This is a genomic window from Aquibium pacificum, assembly GCF_040839445.1.
GTDB classification, from domain to species: domain Bacteria; phylum Pseudomonadota; class Alphaproteobacteria; order Rhizobiales; family Rhizobiaceae; genus Aquibium; species Aquibium pacificus.
In genome coordinates this window covers 226,834-248,325 of sequence record NZ_JBDPGJ010000003.1, presented here as the reverse complement: position 1 = coordinate 248,325, position 21,492 = coordinate 226,834, and the positions used below count along the sequence as shown (strand labels likewise).

General features: G+C 61.8%; 18 protein-coding genes and 1 pseudogene. 11 read left to right on the top strand and 8 right to left on the bottom strand.

All coding sequences use genetic code 11. The annotated features are described in order from the left end of the window. Window positions 1-11: 11 nt before the first annotated feature. The gene (locus tag ABGN05_RS13665; RefSeq protein WP_367954599.1) at window positions 12-2,351 is read right to left on the bottom strand and encodes a 4Fe-4S binding protein; all 2,340 of its coding nucleotides are present in this window, start codon (window positions 2,349-2,351) and stop codon (window positions 12-14) included. Between the two features lie 169 nt (window positions 2,352-2,520). Between ABGN05_RS13665 and ABGN05_RS13660 the strand changes: the two genes are divergently transcribed. Then, window positions 2,521-3,378, top strand: a complete 858-nt coding sequence (locus ABGN05_RS13660) for a ferritin-like domain-containing protein (RefSeq protein WP_367954598.1) — start codon at window positions 2,521-2,523, stop codon at window positions 3,376-3,378. A gap of 403 nt (window positions 3,379-3,781) precedes the next feature. On the opposite strand, the gene ABGN05_RS13655 is transcribed toward ABGN05_RS13660, so the two are convergent. From ABGN05_RS13655 to ABGN05_RS13645, 3 genes are all read right to left on the bottom strand, one after another. After that, the gene (locus ABGN05_RS13655) at window positions 3,782-4,057 is read right to left on the bottom strand and encodes a hypothetical protein (RefSeq protein WP_367954597.1); all 276 of its coding nucleotides are present in this window, start codon (window positions 4,055-4,057) and stop codon (window positions 3,782-3,784) included. A 291-nt stretch (window positions 4,058-4,348) separates the two neighbouring features. Continuing rightward, a complete protein-coding gene (locus ABGN05_RS13650; protein ID WP_367954596.1) occupies window positions 4,349-4,792 on the bottom strand; it encodes a pseudoazurin in 444 nt (147 codons plus the stop codon). A gap of 517 nt (window positions 4,793-5,309) precedes the next feature. Continuing rightward, a complete protein-coding gene (locus tag ABGN05_RS13645; RefSeq protein WP_367955130.1) occupies window positions 5,310-5,618 on the bottom strand; it encodes a DUF6455 family protein in 309 nt (102 codons plus the stop codon). Between the two features lie 506 nt (window positions 5,619-6,124). Here ABGN05_RS13645 and rnk point away from each other — a divergent pair. The 3 genes from rnk (at window position 6,125) to ABGN05_RS13630 (ending at window position 8,777) form a co-directional block, all read left to right on the top strand. Further along, window positions 6,125-6,574 (top strand): nucleoside diphosphate kinase regulator, encoded by a 450-nt coding sequence (gene rnk, locus ABGN05_RS13640; RefSeq protein WP_367954595.1) that lies wholly within the window; start codon window positions 6,125-6,127, stop codon window positions 6,572-6,574. 149 nt (window positions 6,575-6,723) lie between these two features. After that, entirely contained in the window at window positions 6,724-7,266 is a 543-nt protein-coding gene (locus ABGN05_RS13635) for a GreA/GreB family elongation factor (protein ID WP_367954594.1), read from the top strand. After that, the gene (locus ABGN05_RS13630) at window positions 7,263-8,777 is read left to right on the top strand and encodes a D-amino acid dehydrogenase (protein ID WP_367954593.1); all 1,515 of its coding nucleotides are present in this window, start codon (window positions 7,263-7,265) and stop codon (window positions 8,775-8,777) included. Before ABGN05_RS13635 ends, ABGN05_RS13630 begins: the two co-directional genes overlap by 4 nt. A 286-nt stretch (window positions 8,778-9,063) precedes the next feature. Here ABGN05_RS13630 and ABGN05_RS13620 read toward each other — a convergent pair whose 3' ends face one another. From ABGN05_RS13620 to ABGN05_RS13610, 3 genes are all read right to left on the bottom strand, one after another. Continuing rightward, window positions 9,064-9,924, bottom strand: a complete 861-nt coding sequence (locus ABGN05_RS13620; protein WP_367954592.1) for a VOC family protein — start codon at window positions 9,922-9,924, stop codon at window positions 9,064-9,066. Window positions 9,925-9,964: 40 nt separating this feature from the next. Continuing rightward, window positions 9,965-11,638 (bottom strand): dihydroxy-acid dehydratase, encoded by a 1,674-nt coding sequence (gene ilvD / locus ABGN05_RS13615; RefSeq protein WP_367954591.1) that lies wholly within the window; start codon window positions 11,636-11,638, stop codon window positions 9,965-9,967. Between the two features lie 627 nt (window positions 11,639-12,265). Further along, a complete protein-coding gene (locus tag ABGN05_RS13610; protein WP_367954590.1) occupies window positions 12,266-14,635 on the bottom strand; it encodes an AAA family ATPase in 2,370 nt (789 codons plus the stop codon). A 330-nt stretch (window positions 14,636-14,965) separates the two neighbouring features. Between ABGN05_RS13610 and ABGN05_RS13605 the strand changes: the two genes are divergently transcribed. Both ABGN05_RS13605 and ABGN05_RS13600 read left to right on the top strand, forming a co-directional pair. Further along, a complete protein-coding gene (locus ABGN05_RS13605; RefSeq protein WP_367954589.1) occupies window positions 14,966-15,283 on the top strand; it encodes a hypothetical protein in 318 nt (105 codons plus the stop codon). 129 nt (window positions 15,284-15,412) lie between these two features. Further along, a complete protein-coding gene (locus tag ABGN05_RS13600; protein WP_367954588.1) occupies window positions 15,413-16,096 on the top strand; it encodes a hypothetical protein in 684 nt (227 codons plus the stop codon). A 196-nt stretch (window positions 16,097-16,292) separates the two neighbouring features. On the opposite strand, the gene ABGN05_RS13595 is transcribed toward ABGN05_RS13600, so the two are convergent. Then, entirely contained in the window at window positions 16,293-17,315 is a 1,023-nt protein-coding gene (locus tag ABGN05_RS13595) for an AraC family transcriptional regulator (protein WP_367954587.1), read from the bottom strand. A 107-nt stretch (window positions 17,316-17,422) separates the two neighbouring features. On the opposite strand from ABGN05_RS13595, the gene ABGN05_RS13590 reads away from it, so the two are divergent. The 5 genes and pseudogenes from ABGN05_RS13590 to ABGN05_RS13570 all read left to right on the top strand — a co-directional run bounded on the left by ABGN05_RS13590 (window position 17,423) and on the right by ABGN05_RS13570 (window position 21,420). Next, window positions 17,423-17,707: a DUF4242 domain-containing protein gene (locus tag ABGN05_RS13590; RefSeq protein WP_367954586.1), complete on the top strand. Its 285-nt coding sequence runs from the start codon at window positions 17,423-17,425 to the stop codon at window positions 17,705-17,707. 109 nt (window positions 17,708-17,816) lie between these two features. Next, a pseudogene (locus ABGN05_RS13585) lies at window positions 17,817-18,302 on the top strand (hypothetical protein). A 600-nt stretch (window positions 18,303-18,902) separates the two neighbouring features. Further along, window positions 18,903-19,169 (top strand): DUF3489 domain-containing protein, encoded by a 267-nt coding sequence (locus ABGN05_RS13580; protein ID WP_367954585.1) that lies wholly within the window; start codon window positions 18,903-18,905, stop codon window positions 19,167-19,169. A 5-nt stretch (window positions 19,170-19,174) separates the two neighbouring features. Continuing rightward, on the top strand, window positions 19,175-19,693 hold the full coding sequence (locus ABGN05_RS13575; RefSeq protein ID WP_367954584.1) for a DUF2924 domain-containing protein: 519 nt from the start codon (window positions 19,175-19,177) through the stop codon (window positions 19,691-19,693). Next, the gene (locus ABGN05_RS13570) at window positions 19,690-21,420 is read left to right on the top strand and encodes a recombinase family protein (protein WP_367954583.1); all 1,731 of its coding nucleotides are present in this window, start codon (window positions 19,690-19,692) and stop codon (window positions 21,418-21,420) included. The genes ABGN05_RS13575 and ABGN05_RS13570 overlap by 4 nt, the downstream gene beginning before the upstream one ends. Window positions 21,421-21,492: the final 72 nt, after the last annotated feature.

Sequence of the window (21,492 nt, the reverse complement as noted above, 5' to 3'; positions counted from 1 at the left end):
CTCCTTCTCCTTCAGGTGGTCGGTCGCGTCACGGTGTCCGGCTTCTCCACCGGAGCCCCCTTATGTGAAATGACCGGTTTCGCAGGCCCCTTGCCCTTCATTGAGGGCGATGAAAGTGCCTGGAATTTCTCTCGCTTCAACCGCACCTGGATCATGTGCGGGCAGCGGTGATCGTCGTGGTAGAGTTCCTGGCAATTCATGCAGTAGATGCATTCATTGACGTTGATCTGCCCTTCCGGATGGATGGATTGGACGGGGCATTCCTTGGCGCAACGCTGGCAGGGCGATCCGCATTCGGGCCACCGCTTGAGCCATTCGAACATCCGGATGCGCCCCGGGATGGCGAGCGCTGCACCGAGCGGACAGAGATAGCGGCAGTAAAAGCGTTCGATGAACAGGCCTATGACGAGCAGCCCGACCGCGAAGACAACGAAGGGCCAGTCGCGCATAAATTTGAGGATGATTGCGGTCTTGAACGGCTCCACCTCCGCGGCGATCTCCGCCATCTTCATTGAATAGAAGGACAGCCCAAACAATCCGAGGAAGATGATGTACTTGATCGGCCAGAGCCGCTCGTGCAGCCCGAAGGGCACCTTGATCTGCGGCACCTTCAGCCACTGGGCGATGTTGTTGGTGAGTTCCTGAAGCGCACCGAATGGGCAGAGCCAACCGCAGAAAGGACCGCGCCCCCAGAAGAGGAGGCCGACCGCTACCGCTGCCCACAGGATGAAGATCAGCGGAGCCGCGAGGAAGAACTCCCAGCTGAAGTCGGTGACCAGTGAGTTGGTGAAGGTCAGGACGTTGACCACCGACAGCTGCGCATTGGCGTACCAACCAAGCCAGAACAGAGTGAAGACGAGATAGCCTCGGCGGATCCAGCCAAAGAGGCGGGGACGCCGCACCAGCCAGTCCTGAAAGAAGAAGATGGCGGTAAGCACGAGCAGTGCCGCGACGGTGATGCCGATGAAGACCGGGTTCATCTTCCAGATGCGCTGCCAGAGCGGCTCCTCCTCTATTGCAGAGTCGACCGCGGCCGCGCCTTCTGGCTGGCCCGCTTCCATGGAAGCACTCCCGTCCTCGGCCGCTTGCGCAGGCGACAAAGGCACCGGCTGCGGAAGCGGGGCCTGAGTGATCGTGACGTACCGGTCCGGCAGGAGATAGCCCACATCATAGGAGATCGTCGCCTTGTCGCGTGCGCCGATGCTGCGCTGCACGAGAAGCTGCAGTTCCCATGGCTCGGTGACATCGAAATCGAAGTCATCCGGCACAACGAACAGCGCGATCTCCCGCAGACGCGGTGAGCCTTCGGCTGCCAGGTCGGCCAGCCGCGTGTGGTTGCGGTCTCGGAAGCGGATTCCCTGTCCGTCCTGGAGAAGCTCGATTCGGTCGAATATGCCGCCGCGCACATATCCGGAGCCCTTGAAGGAATATGCGCCGTCACCTGCCACCACGATCGCCTGCTGGCCCGGCTCCAGGCGTTGACGCAGTCTCTCGTATTGCACGTCTCCAAGAAGGCTTCGTCCGATCGTGGGAACGCTAACCGGGGCGATGTAGAGTTCGATGAAGCGGTCCTGGGGATCACGGGTTTCTGGCCGTTGGGCAGCCTCCGGATGTCCGGCTGCGCGGAAGGCGTCACTAACTTCTCTGACGGTCAAGCGCAGGCTCCGCACAGAGCCATCGCCCACCAGCGTTTGCCAATCCCTAACCTCGCTCTCCGTTGGGATGAGTTCACGCGTCTCGGAAGGCGCATCGGTGCTGACTACATCCGGCGCGCCGCCGAGCCGACCGCTGCGGATGAGCCGGACGGCGGATCGCACGACGCTGTCGCCCATGACGAGGACCGTCACGGTGGCGCCGCTGACGATGTCGACCTGTGGCGGCCTGGCGGCACCCGCGGAAACACGTCCGATATCTTGACCGACCAGTGTGTTGAGCGATTCTAATACCTCCTCCTCGGGAATCCCGATGAGTACGATCGGCTCTTGATGGTCGACCAGCTTGAGGCCTTGGATGACTCCCGCGGGATCGATCCCGACCAGGATATGGATCGGCTTACCCGAGTAGCCGACGGCGCTGGTGAAATCCGAGTTCAGATAAAGATAGCCAGCCAGTGCGTCGCCTCGGTACACCGGAACGAGAGGCGGATCTCCTTCGATCTCGCCAAAACGGTCAGCGGCTTCAAAGAACTGAGACGGCTGTGCATCGGAGAGGAATTGTTCGAGCCGTCCTGCCGCGGTCGCCAACGCTACCGAAGCGAGCAGGAAAAGTCCTGCGAGCAGCAGCCGGAATGCGGCATGCGCTACTTCCGGCACAACGCTCGGAAGTGTGTTGTCTCCATAGTCACGATGCATTCTCTGGTTCGCCCCGCCTTTATCGTAGTTCTGCGCGCCAGCATCCGCCGGCGCGACCTGATTTTGGACGTAGCCCAACACTGCAGCGTTTCAACGTCGCCTTCTTTGTTCCAGGACAAAGAGCGGAGCGAATGCTAACCCTACGTTGATGACCATAGGGGAGGTTGCCGTGTCATTGCTGAAGTCCGAACCGTTCGCGGCGGTTGAAAGCATGGAGGAACTCTTGGCCATCGCGTACCGGATGGAGCAGGAGGCGATCGAGAACTATACTGAACTTGCTGAACGTATGGTCGGGGAAGGTCGACCTGACATGGTGGCTGTTTTCGGACAGCTAAAGAGTGAGGAATCCGGCCATCTCGACAACGTAGTGGAGTGGTCGGAGCGGATCAGCGGATCACGACCTGATCTTGCGAATCTAAAGTGGGTGCCGGCCGAGACATTCGATGACGAGGGTGCCAGCGCCGTCGCACCGGAACTGCTCACCGCGTACCGTGCTTTCTCGATGGCCGTCCGCAACGAGGAACGGGCATTCCTGTTCTGGACCTATGTCGCCGCTCAGACGGATCAGGAGAGACTAAGGCAAGCCGCTGAACAAATGGCACGCGAGGAACTCGGGCATCTGACTATTCTCCGAAGAGAAAGACGTCGCGCTTTCCATGCTGAACGCAAGGCGAGAGGAGATATGACCCCTGCCGAGCTGCCAAAGCTCGAACTCAGGTTTTCCGACCTCTTGGACGCCGCAGGGGGCCAATCTAAGGGAGTCGACGACACCTTCCGGAATCTTATGGAAGAAGCCAGGGAGCGTTCGTTCCTTCTTGGCCGAGCACCTCTGGGCATCTCGCCGCTATTGAACGACGGGGTGTCCGAAGAGGTGGCTGGCCGCCTTGTGCCGCTATGCGAACTGCTGCTCGACTGCTACCTGGATTTCGCCGAGCGGCTTTCCAGTGAGGAGGATCGGGCTCGCGCCCAATCCTATGCCGCACAACTGATTCACTGCCGCTCGACGATACGGACGGCTCTTGAGTAAGGGCCGCCCGGAGCCTTACAGCGGAACTCAGTCTGCTTCCGTACCTTCCTCAGCCGGATCAATCTCGCGTTCGAGGTGGAATTGTTCCGCCACTCTGCCTTCATCCTGAGCTCCGCTCCAGGCAAGTGTCTCTCGCACTTGCTCGTCGGTAGTGGCTAGGTCACCGTCTGCGGCCATGATCGTGCTGGCAACCTCCAGCTGCGCCCGCAGCTGCTCGGCGACTTTGTCCGCGAACGAACCGGAAGACCGCGATTGGTATATCGCTTGCCACTTCTCGATTAACTGGGGTAGGTCTCCACAATCCATCCAGCGAAGCCTGTAGCGAACTCCGCCTAGTTCAGGACGGACAGTTCATCCAGGCGCTGCTGGTCTTCCTCGTCCATAGTTCCGGCCGCTCCACATGCTAGATGACCTGCTTGTGCAGCAACACCCCGACGTCTCCGAGATCGCCGACCAGGCTATCGGTAGCCTTGGGGCGGCAAGGTTGCCGGATTGCAGCCAATGACTTGCTGGCCAGTTCCTCCCTGAGCACGTCGCCGTTCCACCCGGCCGGTGTTGCCGAAGCTTCCGAGGTGGCTTGCAGAACGGCGTTCGTGGCGGTGTCGTCAGTCTCCTGTGCCCAGGTCGTGAAAGATGTGAAGGCAAGCACAACGCCCGCTAGAGTGAGCGTTCGTTTCATGGGATCCTCCTTCGCGCCGAAAGAGCCGCGCCTTCCGAAGAATGTTCCCCTTTCTACAGGGGCTCGGCGGCCGCTCTCAAATCGCTTCAATTCGGCGGCTGTATGATGATCGTGCCAATGCAGAGATCCTACCGCGTACCACTTGACATCAATACATGATCGATCGATGAATCTTGGGCGATATGTCGTCAAGAAAAAAGCCGGCCTTCGACAGATCCTTCAATTCGGTCAATAAACAAAATGCCGGAGAGCCTCGAGGGCCCTCCGACACGGCGTCGCCGTTCGGCCCACTTACTTTGCAGCGACGCTTTGTCCGAAGAGTTCGGCGAACGCCGTCTTTGCCTTTCCAGGATGCTTGACCACCTTGACCTCCTCAAGATTGGTGGCTTTGCCGACTTCGATCAGCGCGACCATACCCATTCCGTAATGTGGAGTGCACTTGATGCCGTAGATCCCTTCCTTATCGAGGGTTACGGTGAACTCCTCGTTGAACTTGCTCTTGAAGCCTTCTGCGCCTTCGGGAACCATGCCCTTGATGGTTTCGGCATTGTGGCCGTTGTCGGTCGGAACGAAGCGGATGGTGTCTCCCGGTGCCGCCTTGATGTAGTCGGGCTCGAAGACCATCGCTCCCTTCTCGCCCTTGTTCAGCAATTTGACCTCGAATTCGGCCGCCCCGGCGGATCCTGCGAACACGACCGCGGTTCCGAGAGCAAGCGCGGCAATCAGCTTTTTCATCTTCTTATCCTTTCACGTCGCGGCTTCGTTGAGCCGTTGTGCCGCATCTAGACCTTGCCGGACGACAGCTCTTTGCGCTGGCGCAAACAGCAATCAAAGGGATGGGCGAACCCGAATGACTATTTTCAGATCCGTCAACGTTCCGGAGCTTTGCGGGCGAGATCCGGCGTCCGTGGAGAGAACCGCTTCTCACGAACCCGAATGAGTCCGCGCATACGCAAGGGAGTTGAGCGGAAACTTTCCCTTTTCGGTTTTCGAGTCCTTGAGGCCGATCGTTCGGGATGCCGGGCACGGGGCGCACTATTCATCAAGGCGCCTTTTCGCGGCTACAGAATGCCCCACACCGCGGGCCATCTTCCAAACGGATATGAGAAGCTCATGCTGTTTCAGGACGGACGGCAGGAGTTGGTCGTGGCCGATCCTCAGGCTCTCAAGCCGATGGGTCAAGCGCGGTGCCACTACCTGGGAGACCTGGACGCCGCCGATCGCCTCGATACTGTCCGGCGGGTTCGCGTGCTCAGTGGACCTGCCGGCGGATGGGGCGGCCTGGATCAGATGTAGCGTGGCGAACGGTCGTACTCTGCCTACGATGCGCACTGAAGAAGCTGCGGTTTGGACAGAATTCGGGCGCGTTCTCCCTCGTTCGATGCGAACCATCGAGCCACTCGCGGCACTCCTTCCCGTGTCGGCAAAAGAAGCAGGCACGTACCGCGCGCTCCAGCTGCAGACCCAGCGGTTGTTTGCCAGCGTTCACGAGATCCACGTCCACTTGTTCCATCATGTCATGCAACAGAGCTGACTGGCGGCTTGTCCGCTCGGACCACATCGAAAATACGCCCATGAGATTCACCTCCACTGAATGGCTCGAATTACGATGTCGCTTTTCGTGGAGGGCTTCTTTGTTCTAGCGCAAGCTCAGGAGTGCAGTTGGGAGGCAGAGGTTTCCGGCCCATGCTCAGACCACGCACGCACTCCCGGACTTGGGCCCAGAAAGGGGAGAAGACGTAGCCTCGAGCAGCAGGCAGGACGAGGTTCGACAGGTCACAATTGGTCGGCGCTGGCCTGAGGCTTGACTTTCCTCGCAATCTTTCCCACGTTCGCCCCATGAACAGGACCAAACTTTTTTCCATCCTTCACAGGGTGTGCCCTATCGCGGGCACCTGACCCCCGGCTCGGTCGCGTCGCGCCCTGGCCGCGGGGCATTGGCAGCCATCCCGGTTATGGGGCAAGGGCGAAGCCGAAGGTGCGACGAAAATTTCCACAACAGTACCATCTGAGCCGCGGCAGCGCGCGTCGTGCGCTGTCGCAGGCAATTGACATCAGGAGGCCGGAATGGCTCCGCATTCGAACCGGCAGCGCAAGACCGCCATCAGCCTGACGCGCACGGACCATGAACGCCTGTCGCGACTTGCTGATTCCGTCATGGCCCGGAACCCTGACATGGCGGAGGAACTCATGTCGGAGCTCGACCGCGCGCGTATAGTGGCCGTTGGGAAGCTCGCGGCAGATGTCGTGCGGATGGGTTCTACCCTGCGCTTCACGACAGATGCGGGAAAAGGCCGGACTGTTACGCTCGTGTTCCCGGCCGATGCCGACATCGCCGAAGGAAAAGTATCTGTCCTTACCCCTATCGGTGCGGCTCTGATCGGGCTTTCCGCTGGACAGTCCATTGATTGGACGGCCCGCGACGGGCGTACGCATCGCCTGACCGTCGAACACGTCGAAGCGCCTTCCCACCCTTCGCACCAAGGCTTGGCGGCGGAAGCCGGACACGCGCAATGAGGTGCGTCCCGCGACCGTCGCGCCTTTCCCTCGTCGGAGGTTGTCTCATCGCAGGCTGATTGCCCCTGTGCCACCTACCGGTGGCCCAGGGGGATCTCCAATTCGTCTCGAACTTGGCCGCTCCCGGAGCGGAGCGATGGAGAACTGCGATGTCACAAGATGCTTGCATCCTCACGACCAAGGATCTGACGATCCTGGAAGTCATGCTCGACCGATGCATGGGCCGAGACGATCCGATGGCGCCCCTGCTGCGCCGGAAGATCGAATCAGCGCTCATCGTCTTTCGCGACGACGTGTCGGAAATAGTCGCCACCCTCAACAGCAGGGTGCGTTTCGCTGTTGACGATGGCCACGCGCAGACGAGGGTCCTTTCACACGATCCGATGCACCACCCGAACGGGCTTTTCCTCCCGATAACATCGCCGCGCGGCCTGGCTCTCCTGGGGGTTTCGGAAGGGCAATCCTTCCGGCTGCCCGTGAACGACGGAAGCGTGGAAACGCTGCGGCTCGAGAAGGTGCTCTATCAGCCCGAAAAGACACGCCGCGAGAGGGAACGGACCGCGATGGTCGAACCGTCCGGCGGACGCAGACCTCAGCTCAAGCTCATCCGCGGCGCCCATTACGGCAGAGCCCATGCGAGCGTGGCGGCCGAGCCGGACGGGTATGATGATCCGGGCCCGTCGGCCGCGTGAGCTCAGCGCCGCCAGCCAGGCAAACTCAAGTTCATGACCGACTATCTTGTCCTGGCGGCGGCCTTCTTTGTCGCCACCCTCAACACTTTGGAGAGGGCGGGACGTTTCTGACGTTTCCGGCCCTCGTCTATGCGGGACTGCCGGTCCTGGCCGCGAACGCCACGAACGCCGAGGCCGTATTTTACGGCTACCTCGGTGGGGCAGGCTCCTCGCCTGAGCGCGGGACGCGGGAAGTTCGAACGGAGAAAAGAAGTATGAGGGTGCTGGTTCTGGGCGCGGGCGTGATCGGCGTGACGACAGCCTACTACCTGGCTAAGGCAGGGCACGAGGTTGAGGTGGTCGAGCGGCGGGAAGGTCCGGCTTGCGAGACGAGCTTCGCCAACGCGGGCCAGGTCTCGCCCGGATACTCCTCTCCCTGGGCGGGGCCCGGGGTGCCCCTGAAGGCATTGAAGTGGCTAGCCATGCATCACGGCCCTCTCGTCATCCGCCCCAGGGCTGATCCGGCGATGTGGTCGTGGATGCTCCAGATGCTGCGGAACTGCACCTCGGAACGCTACGCGCTCAACAAGTCACGGATGGTACCTCTGGCGGAGTACAGCCGCGACTGCCTGAAGAAGCTTAGGGTGGAGACCGGGATATCATATGACGAGCGCAGTCGCGGCACGCTGCAGCTCTTTCGCTCCAGCAATCAGCTCGATGCCATTGCCAGAGACGTCGAGGTGCTCAGGAACCTGAACGTACCCTATGAAGCGCTCGACCACAGGGGCTGCATCAAAGTCGAACCGGCGCTTGCCGAAGCTCCGGCCGAGTTCGTCGGAGGACTGAGGCTGCCGGACGACGAGACGGGTGACTGCAGGCTGTTCACCGAGCGTCTCGCGGCCATGGCGGAGGTACTGGGCGTAACGTTCTCCTACAGCACGGAACTCCTTTCGCTCGTGACCGACGGCCGCGCCGTGAAGTCGGCCGCGACATCTCGGGGCCTGCGGATAGCTGACGCGTACGTGGTCGCGCTCGGAACCCGCTCCCCTGCCGCGCTCAAGGAGCTCAGGATCAGGCTTCCGGTGCATCCGGTCAAGGGCTATTCGCTCTCCATCCCGATAGTCGAAGAGACTATGGCGCCTGTGTCGACTGTCATGGACGAAACCTACAAGACCGCCATCACGCGTCTCGGAGGAAGGATCCGCGCGGGAGGCACCGCAGAACTGGCCGGATTCGATACGACCTTGCGAACCCTTCGACGGGCGGCGCTCGAGCATTCAGTGGGACAACTGTTCCCCTTCGGCGGGAACATGCGGAAGGCCACGTTCTGGAGCGGCCTTTGTCCCATGACGCCAGATGGACCGCCCATCCTCGGGAACACGCCCCTTGATCGGCTCTTTCTGAACACCGGCCATGGCACCCTGGGCTGGACCATGGCATGCGGCTCCGGGCGCGTGTTGTCCGACATCATCTCCGGAGAAACGCCAGAAGTGGAGACAGCTGGCTTGAACCTCTCGCGGTATTCGCGATGACTACAACAGTGGAACGAGCCGGCGCGGTCCTGTCGGTCGACCTTGCGGCACTTGCGTGGAATTTCGCCAGCTAAGGCGGCGGCTCCGCCAGCCCGCCTGCGCTGCCGTGGTGAAGGGCGATGGATACGGCCTCAGCGCCTCCCGCGTTGCCACGCCTCGCGAGAGCGGTGGGCCCCACCCAGTTGCGAAAGATCGATGACTGACGGACGAATCCGTCCTTCTCGTCTCCTGCCTGCACCGGCTGCCAGCTAGCCGCCGATTCGCCGTTCACAGCATGTCGTCTATTTCAGTGCGTCAGCGCGACGGCGGTGCCCCAGGGATCGCGCAATCTCATGCCGTTCCCCTCTTTCGTGATCGGGATGCCGACGCTCTCGGCCCGCGTGGCGATCGCGTCGAGGTCGGCCGCGTCCCGGAGAACGACCTCTATCACATCGAGACCCGCCATTCCCTCCGGCCGCGGACCCGCGCGGCGACTGTTCCAGACGTTGCCCGCGAGCTGGTGGTGATAGCCGCCGCTGCCATAGAAGCTCGCGCCTGGGTAGCGCGCGGAGAGGGCGAAGCCAAGCACGTCGCGGTAGAATCGGTCGGCCGCCTCGGTATCACCCACCTGGAGGTGCACGTGGCCGATGCTACCGCTGTCGGGGAACCCCGACCACTGGGTGCCCGAGGCGCTCTGCATCAGACTCTGGAGGTCAAGCGGATCGGTGGCCATGCGCACCTCGCCCGATTCAGTGCGCCATTGCGCGGTTGGACGGTCAGCGTAGACCTCGATGCCGTTGCCTTCAGGGTCGGCTAGGTAGAGCGCCTCGCTGACGAGGTGGTCGGATGCCCCCTCAAGCGGCACGCCAGCTTCGACTACATGGGCCACCCACCGCGAGAGATCGGCTCGCTGCATCAGAAAAGCCGCGTGAAAGAGTCCGGCCTGTCGCGGGTCGAGCGGGGCCAGTGTGGCATCTCCGTCGAGTTCGAGGAGTGGCGTACTTCCAGCTCCGAGAACAGCGCGCGAATCACCGGCGTCGATGACGCAAAGACCAAGCACCTTTCGGTAAAAGGCCGAGACAGTCTCCAGATCGCGCACCTTCAGCCGGACTGCTCCTATCCGCATCGGTGCGGCGTTCACATCGAATAATTCGGGTGCGGTGGTCATGGCGGCATTCCTTAGGATGAGTCGATCGGAACTCCGGTGATTACCCGCTAAGGGCGCCTTCGTTGGCAGGACGAGCCAGCGCCGCGAACTTGGCCAGAACACCGCGCTTGTAGCGAAGCCCCGGCTGCTTCCACGCCGCACGGCGTTGCGCGAGTTCGTCTGCGTCCACGTTCAGCTGCAGTAGCAGGCTGCGTGCGTCAATGGTGACGGTATCCCCTTCCTTCACCAAGGCGATGGTGCCGCCTACGAACGCTTCCGGAGCCACATGCCCCACCACCAGGCCCCAGGTACCGCCCGAAAACCGTCCATCTGTGACAAGTCCAACTGTCTCTCCGAGCCCGCGGCCGACGAGCGCGGATGTGGGCGCCAGCATCTCGGGCATACCGGGCCCCCCCTTAGGCCCCAGATAGCGCAATACGACCACATCCCCCGGTTTGATCCGGTCCGCAAGGATCGCGTCGAGGGCCGACTGCTCGTCATCGAAGACGCGCGCCGGCCCGGTAAGCACCGGGCTCTTCAAGCCGCTTATCTTGGCGACCGCTCCATCCTCAGCCAGATTTCCTTTGAGGATGGCAAGGTGACCCTCCTGGTATAGCGCTCGCTGCCTGGGCATGATGATGTCTTGGTCGGCGCTCGGCTCATCGGGTACGATTGCGAGTTCCTCCGCTAGCGTCCTGCCGGTGATCGTTAGGCAATCCCCGTGCAGCAGCCCGGCGTTCAGCAGTATCTTCAGAACCTGTGGAACTCCACCGGCGCGATGCAGGTCGACCGCCATGTACCGCCCGGAAGGCTTTAGATTACACAGCACCGGCACCCTGCGGCGAACGTGCTCGAAGTCGTCCAACGTCCATTCGACGCCGGCGGCACTTGCGATGGCCAGATAATGCAACACCGCATTCGTCGATCCGCCAAGAGCCATGATCAGCGCCACCGCGTTTTCGATCGAGTCCCGCGAAACGATGTCGAGCGGGCGGATGTTCTTCTTCACTGCCTCCACGAGAATGCGGCCGGATTCAGCGGCGTTATCGATCTTCTCTCGGTCGGGGTTCGCCATGGTCGAGGTGTACAATAGGGACATGCCGAGCGCTTCGAAGGACGAACTCATGGTATTGGCGGTGTACATGCCGCCGCAGGAACCTGTGGAGGGACAGGCATTGCGCTCAATGCCTTCGAAGTCCTCCTCGCTCATCGTTCCGGCCATGAAGGCGCCCACTGCCTCGAACGCGGAGACGATGGAAAGGTCTTCTCCCTTCCATCGGCCGGGCTTTATCGTGCCGCCATAGACGTAGATTGCAGGAACGTTCGCGCGCAGGATGCCGATCATGCCGCCCGGCATATTCTTGTCGCAGCCGCCGAGGACAAGCACCCCGTCCATCCACTGCCCTTGCACCGAGAGCTCAACGCAATCGGCGATCACTTCGCGGGAGACCAGCGAGTATTTCATGCCCTCCGTACCCATCGACATACCGTCCGATATCGTAGGCGTGCCGAACACCTGCGGGTTGGCACCAGCCGTCTTGATCGCGTCGACCGCGGCGTCCGCGAGCGGCTGCAGGCCTGCGTTGCATGGCGTAATGGTTGAGTGGCCGTTGGCAATACCGATCATCGGCTTGTCGAAATCAGCCTTCTCGTACCCTAGCGCGTAGTACATCGCGCGATTGGGTGAGCGGGCGATCCCTTGCGTTATGTGCCTGGAGCGTTCGTTGAAGGGCATGATTTCTGTCTGTTCCCTTATCCGCAATCGGTGGTGGGGTCCGTCAGCCATCGCGATGATTGCGTTCTATCACGCGGTCGAATATCGGCTCTGAACTGCTTCACCTTACATGACGGACTTGCAGTTGGAACTGTTTGGATGATTCTATTTCACCGACGCAAACAGTAGATCGGCGAATACCGGTAGCCCGGCGATGGGCCTCGTCCCCCGACGGCTGTCAGCCGCCACAGTTGAGGCAGTGGACGGGACCTCGGCTGTCGAGCCGCTCCTGATTCGGTGTTTTTGAACTATTCATTGCTGCGGATAGCGGCGGCTCAAACCGGAGCCTCGACATTGTATCGGTCGGTTAGCGCCGCCGCATGCCCGCCCATCCGCATTGATAAAGTTCCGTTCAACGACAGGTTCGCGCCCCCAAGTCGGACGTTCGTGAACTCTCCATTCACAGCCGAAAGCGGTCATTCTTACCTGGCTATCGATCCTGCACTTCACACGGGTGGGGTAGCACGTTCAATCCCTGCCGCGCCCACCATCTCTTCAGGTAGTCAGCTGGAAAGATGGTCCCGCCAGTCCTTCCGGGTAGCCGAGGGGTAGCGATCTCACCGCTACCCCGGCCGCCTCGAAAGCGGCTCAGGGCACAGTCACGCCCGATGAGGCGCCGCCAGCGGTCGAGCCCGGAGCCAGGGCGGGAGCAGCGGTCGAGCCCGCCGGGCGCCGCGCCCCGATCAATTCCAATGCATCAGTGACGATCACCTTCAAGGCATCGGGATCGACGCCCTTCTTGGGCATCACGTCCGCATCATCCCCGTGGTGATTGTCGCAAGTGGCAGAGTTGAGCGCGTCCATTCGGTTGCGCACTCCGTCGCAAGGGTGACTGCCCACGTGATCGTCAATGTCCCGCACCATTTGGCCGAGGTTCCGGTTGTGCGGGAAGTAAGCCGTGTATGAGCGGCGGAAGTGCGTCTCGATCACCTGCCGGACGTGTAGCACGATGTCGTCGGGGTCGCCCTGCCGGTTGTCGGCGTAGGCAGCGAGCTTGTCTAGGCGCTTAGTGTGATCGGAGCGGCACAGGTCCCCAAGTCGGACATGCTTCGCGGCTGACCACTCGTCCCCGTCGCTGTACTCCATCTGATAGGACGCCTTGGTGGCGCTGGCGCACAGCTTCTCCACATCCCGGAGGAAATACTCGTCATGGGACAGGACGATGAGCTGGAGGCACCGACCACAGAGCTCTTTGACGGCCTCCACCGTCTTGCCGCGACGGTGGCTGTCGTGGCTGGCAAGCGGGTCGTCAAAGACGACAACCTTCTGGTTCAGCGCTCCATCGTGGTCGAGCTTGGCGAGGAAAAAGGCGAGCGCGAGCGTGGTCTTGTCGCCGGTCGAAAGGGTGTTACGGAAGCTCGGGATGGGTGCGGCTCCGGGCCCACGGCCGCGCGGCACTGACTCACCCCGGATGACCAGCGAGTAATCGGAGGACCCGGCGTTGCCAGCCATGCTGTTCGTGGGCCGCGTGATCCGAGCCGAGACCCCGAAGCGCTCGAGATAGTGGTTCACGCGAAGGTGATAGTGGTCCGCCGCCGCGTCATTGGCACTCTTGAGCCTCTTCTGCGTCACCTTGCGCGCATTCTTCGCACGCTCATCGTGCCGTGACGCTGCGAGATATTCCTCAATGCGGCGCTGGACGCCCGGGTCCTCTGTCCGGGCAATGCGGCGTTTAACATTCGTGACCGCCAGCTTGGCATCGTCCTCCGTCATCGTCGCTGACGCTGACTGCGCGCCCTTCGTGGCCGTGTTGATGGCTTCAACGGCGGGATTGTAGGCCGCCAGCGTGGCGGCGGCGCGGGAAAGGGCCGCATTGGCCTTCGCGGTGAGCTCTGCATCCGCCACAGCCTCGAGTGGGGACTGACGCTTGCGATCAAGCAGCTCCTTCGCAGCTGTGTGGGCCTCCACGAGGTCGGCCCCGAGGTCAGCGCAGTCGGGCAATTCAGCCCCGAGCTGGACGAATTGTTCCCATGCCTTTGCCGACGCGACGTTCGCGGTCAGTGTCGCCGCAATCGCTGTGCGCGCGTCCTCGCCCAACGCATCGTCCAGCGCGGTCGCTGCGTCCGTGATGGTGGTCATGTGGGCCTTGTACTGCTCACCGAATATCTGTCCGTACAGCGTGACAATGCCGAGCTCGTCAGCGTTCGGCCGAGCGCAGAACGGGCAGGCATTATCGTGAATGTGCTCAATGCCGTAGTTGACCCACGCCTCGCCTTGTTTGCCGAGCTTAAAGTGCCGGAAGTGTTCGGCCAGCCGGTCTCGGGCCGCTGCGTCGATGTCCGGGACCGTGGCGCTAAGGATCGTCGCCATGTCAGCGGGCAGAGTTAGCGCGGCGATGGTGTCGAGTTGCTTGAGCGCCGTGATCTTGTCGACCTGTTGAACGGCCTTCAACGCCTTCTCGGCCTTGTCGAGACGGTCCGCATACGCAGGGTTGGCCGCAAGCGCAAAGAAGTCCATGCGGCTGATGTCGGAGGGCAAATCATCCTCCAGAGCCGCCTCAGCGTCCTTCAGTTTAGTGGCCGCCGCTTTGGCATGGGCATTGAAGCGCTCGAGGAGATTGGCGAGCCGCACGCCCTCCTCCCCGATGATGACCGAGAACAAGCCCCGGTCCTGTGGCAGCTCGATCATTTCTCCGGCAAATACGTTATCCGCGATGAAGGTGGCGTCGAACACTTCGATTGGTGCGCGCTTGTGTTGCCACTTGCCGCTCTTGAACAGCCGATTTCCGCTGTCGGAGACGAGTGTGATCTCGGGATCAGCAGCATTGTTGCCCAACGAACGTCGCGCCATGACGGTGTTCGAGCAACCATCCCGGGCCGCGCGCATGACGGCGGTGAGGGTGGACTTGCCCCGGCCGTTCCGGGCGTAGAACATCGTGAGCTGTGAGAGTGGCGGAGAGGTCCCGGCGTCAAACGCCTTCAATACCCCCACGTTGCGAATGACGATCTTCTTGAACATGCATGAAAAGCTGACTCCGAATCGACGTGGAGTCAAAGCTGTTCATGTGTTTGTTCAGTATCGGTGCAATCGAACCGCGTAGTGGCTCACCTCCCCGGCGCGGTTGGCACAGGGCAGGCAAAGCCGATCGTAGGCGCCCTCGCAGAGTCCAAAGAAGGCACCGAGTTCGGCCGCCGGAACCTCGAACAGTCGCGCGATCTTGCGGACGATGGCGGCGGTTAGCCAGCGGCTGGGCTCGTTCAGCCGGGCAGCGGGGCATTGATGAGAGTGGGCCGGTTGAATATTCCATCCTCGATCACACCTGCAAGGTCAACAGGAGGAGCAGGCATCATGTCGGCAAGTGACGAGGTTGACGAAATGCACCTCACCCCGGGCGGTTGGGTGCAGGGCAGCAGCAAGATTGATTTCGCCGGATGGACCCATGTTGATCCGCCCTCGGACCGCCTGCTGTCCGTGAGGTTTCGCGAGTACATGTCCTCGAGCTTCTCCCCGATGGACCTGTCGGCCGATGAGACGAAGCATGGCTCTGACGCTGACATTCTGGCGGCGCTCGAGAAGCATGGTGTGGAGCCTCGCCCCGGTGCGGATCGCTACCGTGGATGGCCTGAATTCCTGCGGACCATTGGCTACAAGAGGAAGGTCATCTGAGCAGCGGCGCGGCTTCGCTGCCCCCCGCGTCCACCCCCGAGCGGTTGCCGGCAAGTCGGCGACGGAAAGTTGGAACAGTATCGGCCCTGCCCGTTGAGAGGGCAGGCTCTCCGGGGATAGGTAATCGCGATGGAACTTACCGCTTCGCATTTATTGTCGGTGATCTGGGCCGGTGCTGGCACCTTCATCTACAACTACCAGACGCTGATCGCGGGCGTACTCGCCATCGGCGCGGCTTGGTACGCCGGAGCTCCCGTTTGGCGGCAACTGAAGGATAGCAACCTCCAGACCCGCATCATGCACCGGGAGACACTCGCGATTCGGCTGCGCGAGGCCGAGGAGCGCGCCGTCCGGGTCGCCAAGGCGATAGATGACCCGCTGTGGAAGGCCCAAGATGTGACGAGCGGCCCGGCGGGCGAGCCGCTCGAGATTACCGAGCACGATGCGCATGGCGTCGAGCAGATGATTCTTGGCCGCCTCGACTGGTATCTCATCACGCTCGAGGGGACCGAGGACGCGGCGGTGGAGGAAGCTAAGGCGGCTCTCAAGGCAGCGCTCAAAGACCTGACGGACACGCTGAGCGACGTGCATTGGCCTGCTCACAACGACCAATCCGGCGAGGACTACTCCATGACTGACGAGGAGTGGGCCGAGGTCCTACAGAAGGCAGAGGATGGCAAGAAGCTCGCCACCGCCAAGATCAGCGCTGCTTGGAAGGCTAATCGAGCTCTCAAGGGTGCCCAGCAGGCTTCAATCGACGGCTTGCGGCGACAGATTGCCGCGCTGGACCAGAGCATCGCCCGGAATACCTGACCGCTACCCCCGGCCGCTACCCCATTCGTCGTTGGTGGCGAATGCCTTGGAAGCGATGGAACCGCCCCCGGCGGCCTTGTCCTCGGATAGGGCGTGCTCCGACCTATCCGGCAGCTTATTTCAGTCCTCTCCCCAGAGCAGTCGGTCGGCTTTCGGCCCCAACCGCGAAATCCGTTTGGCTGAACGCGTCAGGCTATTATCGCTTCCGCCAGTGGGCTGGGGAGATACCGACATGTCGCTGGAAAGCCCGACTGAATGCCTCCTCGGATCCGTATCCGACAGCCTGAGCAATTCCAGCCAGCTTCCTTTCGCTGTTCTTCATCAAGTCGGCGGCTAGCTGAATACGCCATTCCGCGAGGTAGCGCATGGGGGATTGCCCCAGCCGCTTGCGAAATCGTTCGTCGAGCACAGAGCGTGAGGTGACGGCTCGGCGTGCAAGCTCCTCCACGTTCCAGCGGCGACCTGGTTCGGCGTGGAGCAGGGCAAGAGCACGATTCACCAAGGGATCGTTGATTGCCGCCAACCAGCCATCGTCGCTGGCATCCTGCTCGCTGTAGAGCCTGAGCGCCTCCGTAAGTAGCAGTTCCGACATGCGAGCCGTCAGCGGTGCGCCGCCGTGACGCGAATGCGTGCGCTCGTCGACCGCATAGTTGACGCAGGCGCGAATAAGTTCCGCGGTTGGCCCGTCAGGCGGTCGGACGCGAAACACGGGCGGCAAGCGGCGAATGAAGGAGTTGAACAGGAGGTCGTCACACTTGAGATAGCCGCAAACGACCTCCGTCTCCTCTCCGCCTCCATCGAAGCGACAGACCGGCACGCCGTCCCAAGGGGTCGGGGGCAGGATATCCGCGATCGGAATGGGATCTGCCGCCTTCGAGATACTGCCCATCAGGTGCCGATGGGCGTGCGGCAGCACCGCGACGTCGCCGGCCTCCAGCTCCACGCGCAGGTTGCCCGCGCTGACCCAAGCACGGCCTTTCCTGACGATGTGGAAGAGGATCAGCCGCTGCGCGCCGGGCGCAAGCAGCCCGACGAGATCGCTCGTTTCCGGGGAATCGAATGCCCACCCGGCCGAATACTCGCCGCGCAGGAACATCGCGCCGTCGAGCTTGATGCGCGAGAGCACGTCGGCCAGCAGCGCGGTCCTGTTGGGGCCGGCCGAAAGGTCCGGGGTCTCGATCAGGCGGTTCGGTGTTCCGGTCATGGTCATCGCGGCCATCTCGTTCGATCCTTCTGGCGTGACCGAGGTGAACAAGCATAGGTCCACTCGACCGACGCGTCTTCGGGCCAACCGCGCAACGCATGTTAGCAGAAGGATGCAACGCCATGCCAACCTATGTCATCGAACGAGAGATTTCCGGTGCTAGCAAGTTGAGCCCCCAGCAGCTCAAGGACATCTCGGCCAAGTCGAACGAAGTCGTAGCTGGGCTGGGCGTCCCGTACAGATGGATCACCAGCTATGTCGCCGGCGACAAGATCTACTGCGTGCACGAAGCGCCAAGCGCGGACGTTGTCCTCCAGCACGCGAGAGAAGGCGGTTTCCCGGCCAACAGGGTGACGGAAGTGGCCGCATTCATCGATCCCTCGACCGCAGACGGCATCGGTGAATGATCCCCCAATACCATGCTGCCGAATGCTTCGCGCGCGGCGAGCGCGCCGCACCAAGATCAATAGGTCGAAAGGATTTGTCGTAAAAGCGCTTGTGCGAATCCCATCGCTCGTGTCGGCAGCCTTTCTCGACCTCGCCACCGGTCCGTTTGGAGCGTCTGCGGATACGGGACCGCTGGTCGAGAGGGTACGCGCGGCCAACGAACGATTCGGGAACGTCGCGGCCGCAGTCGCCGAAGGATACGCCCCTATTCCCTAAGCGAGCGCCCAGAACGGGGGCGCCATCGGCATCCACTATGTGAAAGGGGAGTATCTCAAGGACAACTCGATCGACGTCGATCGCCCGGAAGCAGTCATGTACGAGCCGAAGCCTGACGGCTCGCTGGAAGTGATCGCTGTCGAATACATCACCTTCACCGGCCCCGCCTCGCTCGAAGGCCACCTGTTCAAACTCGTCCAGGCTTCGACCCGCTACGGCCTCGATCCCTTCTACGAACTGCACGTCTGGGCCTGGAGGCAAAACCCTTCTGGCACCTTCGCCGACATGATCCCGACATCGGTTGAGGACCTGAAGTACCATCCCCTGATCGCATCCTGATGGCCGTCACCTGCCGCGCGTCGAAGCCTTCTTCGAGTTCGTCGTCTCGGAGGTCGAGGCGCTGAAGCCGATCCTGACCGGGTGAACGTTATCCGCCGCAGTCGGATCGTCGGCTTTCACAACACGTCCGCAATTGACGTTGCTGGCCGAACGTCGGCTTTCTCAGTGTCTTCGCCAGAACCGGACCGTCGGGTGACGGCCCCTTTTCCGTCATTCCGGACAGTGCTCCATTCTTTTTTCGGTCGCACCGGTACACGGAAGATTCCACTCGACTTCATCCCGCGAGCAAGCATTGGTCTGTCGGTCGCTGCGGCTCGCGCGACGCTTGAGATCCGCGCCTGGCATTCTGCCGGGCTTGTCGTGGTAGCGGCGCAGGATGGTTCTGCGCCCTGAGGCGAAGGAGCCAAGCCATGACCCATAGGAACTCAATCGCGGCATCTGCCGAGCGTTCGCAGCATACACTTGTCCCCGCACCGCAAACCGGCAGCCTCGACGGACACAGTCGGAAGAAGGAAGTCGGACTTCAGCCTGAGGAAGCGGTTGCAGCCGTGATCTCCCCGAATGAAGCGCCGGAGCATACGAGGGAGGACGACGGCAGCATTGAGCCCTTTTTCCCCTATCCAGGTTCGCGCGGCAGCCGTAAGCGGCCACAGGACCTCCAAGACGGAAGCGGCATTGAAGCTCCTGCGGCGAAAGAATGGTGCTGCCCTTCCTGAGCTGCAGGAGGCAACCGGCTGGCAGGCGCACTCGGTGCGAGGGTTCTTGTCGGGAACGGTGAAGAAGAAGCTGGGGCTGAACCTGTCGAGCGAGGTGGGCAAGCAGGGCGTGCGCCGGTACCGGATCATCACCGCCGCGGCCGCGGAATAATTGCCATGCGAGGCAATGACAATCTGGAACGGGAGGTCGCCGCAATCGGCGTTCTCCCACGCGAGGAACTCGTCGTGCGGTGGCACAAGACCTATGGCTGCCCGCCGCCGAAGGGCATCAACCGGGCACTCCTGGAGCGATCGGCTGCATGGCACCTGCAGGCGAAGAAGCTTGGCGGGCTGTCAGCGGCTGCTCGGGCTGGCCTGCGCCGCGGTTCTCTTACTCATAAGAAGCCATCCTTGTCGGCGCCACAGCCGAGCAACAGTGCTGATGTTGGTCACCTTGCTGCCAGCGCTGCCGTTCCTCCTCCACAGGAGAACCTGCACATCGCTGATCGGACACCCGCTGCACCTCCGCTCGCCATGGGAACACGACTGATGCGCGAGTGGAACGGACGGATGCATGTCGTCGATGTCACCGAGCAAGGCATCCTCTTCGACGGTAAGATCTATCGATCCCTGAGCTCCGTCGCAAATCGGATCACCGGCGCGCACTGGTCAGGACCGAGGTTCTTCGGGTTATGAGCACATCGGCTTCCCCTCGCCTGCGCTGCGCCGTCTACACCCGCAAATCCACCGAGGACGGACTTGAGCAGGAGTTCAACTCTCTCGACGCCCAGCGGGAGGCCTGCGAAGCTTATGTTCTCTCGCAATCCTCCCTCGGCTGGCGGCTGGTTCCGGACCGCTATGATGATGGTGGCATCTCTGGCGGGACGATGGACCGCCCTGCCCTGCAGCGACTACTTCAAGACATTCGAGAGAAGAGAGTGGACGTGGTGGTGGTCTACAAGATCGACCGCCTCACCCGCTCCCTCTCCGATTTCGCCAGGATGGTCGACATTTTCGATGCGGCGAGCGCCTCCTTCGTATCGGTCACGCAGCAGTTCAACACCACCACCTCGATGGGAAGACTGACGCTCAACGTGCTCCTGTCCTTTGCTCAGTTCGAGCGTGAGGTCGCAGCCGAGCGCATTCGGGACAAGATTGCTGCCTCGAAGAAGAAGGGGATGTGGATGGGCGGCGGCGTTCCTCTTGGCTACCGGGCAGAGAACCGGAAGCTGAAGGTGGATGAGAGTGAGGCAGAGATCGTCCGCTATCTCTTCAGCCGCTATCTGGAACTGAAGTCGGTCCGCGCGCTTGCCGCGGAGGCGAATGCGATGCGCTTCCCTGCACGATCGCTGGAGAAGGACCGGACGGAACTGGAATCGGATGACCCAACTTCAACGGACCCAGCAGTGCGCCGCTTCGGACGAGGGCCCCTCTACCATCTGCTTTCGAACCCGATCTACATCGGCAAGGTCCGGCATCGTGAGAAGGTCTATGAGGGCGAGCACGAGGCGATCATCGATGCAGAAAAGTTTGCTGCCGCGCAGGCACTTCTCGCCACGCAGGCACCTGCTCGGTCGAGGGCAACCAACTCGGCCGATCTCCATCTGCTGACCGGTATCCTGTTCGATGAGGATGGAAACAGCCTCCGATCGGTTCACACGAAGAAGGAAAACGTTCGATATCGCTACTACGTCTCGAAAGCCTTCGTTGAGGAACGAGGGAGCGGAACTCAGAATGGCTGGCGTCTTCCCGCGCGACAGATGGAGCAGGTTGTCGAGGCGGAGCTGGCCCGTATCCTGACCAATGCTCGACTCTTGTCAGAGCTGCTTCAGGACCGCATCCCGGCCGATCGTATCCCCGCTACAATCTCCAGAGCCTCAGACCTTCACGCCACCTATCAGGCATCTACTCCTCAGCACCGGCGCAGCATCATCCAGAAGCTGTTCCCGCGGATCGATCTCGCACCTGCCAAGCTGATACTGCGCCTCGATGCAGAGAACCTCGTAGAACAACTGGCCGGATCTCCAGTGAGAAGCGAACCTGATGATCGGCTCCGATACATCGCAATCGAGCGGCCGATATCCCTCCGCCGCCGCGGCAAGGAGACCCGGATCGTTCTGGCCGACAACAGTCGGCGCGCCGTCGCCTCCGACGAGAACATGATCCGGATGCTCCGGAAGGCGCACTTCTACTTGGCCCAGCTGACGGACGGTTCCGGTCGCAGCATCAGCAACGTGGCGACAGCGAACAAGATGGATCGTTCCGACTTCAGCAGGGTGCTGCGCCTGGCGTTCCTGACGCCCAAGATCGCCGATCAGATCCTCTCTGGTTCGCAGTCATCAGAGCTCACCGCTCAGACGCTTTCGCGTCTTCCGGAGCTTCCGCATTCGTGGACGGAACAGCACGAGCTACTCGGCGCCTGATGTAACGCCGGCCGGCCTGCCCTCCGGTTTGCATCATCCAACCATCGCTTCCGAAAACATGGGGATGTCCAA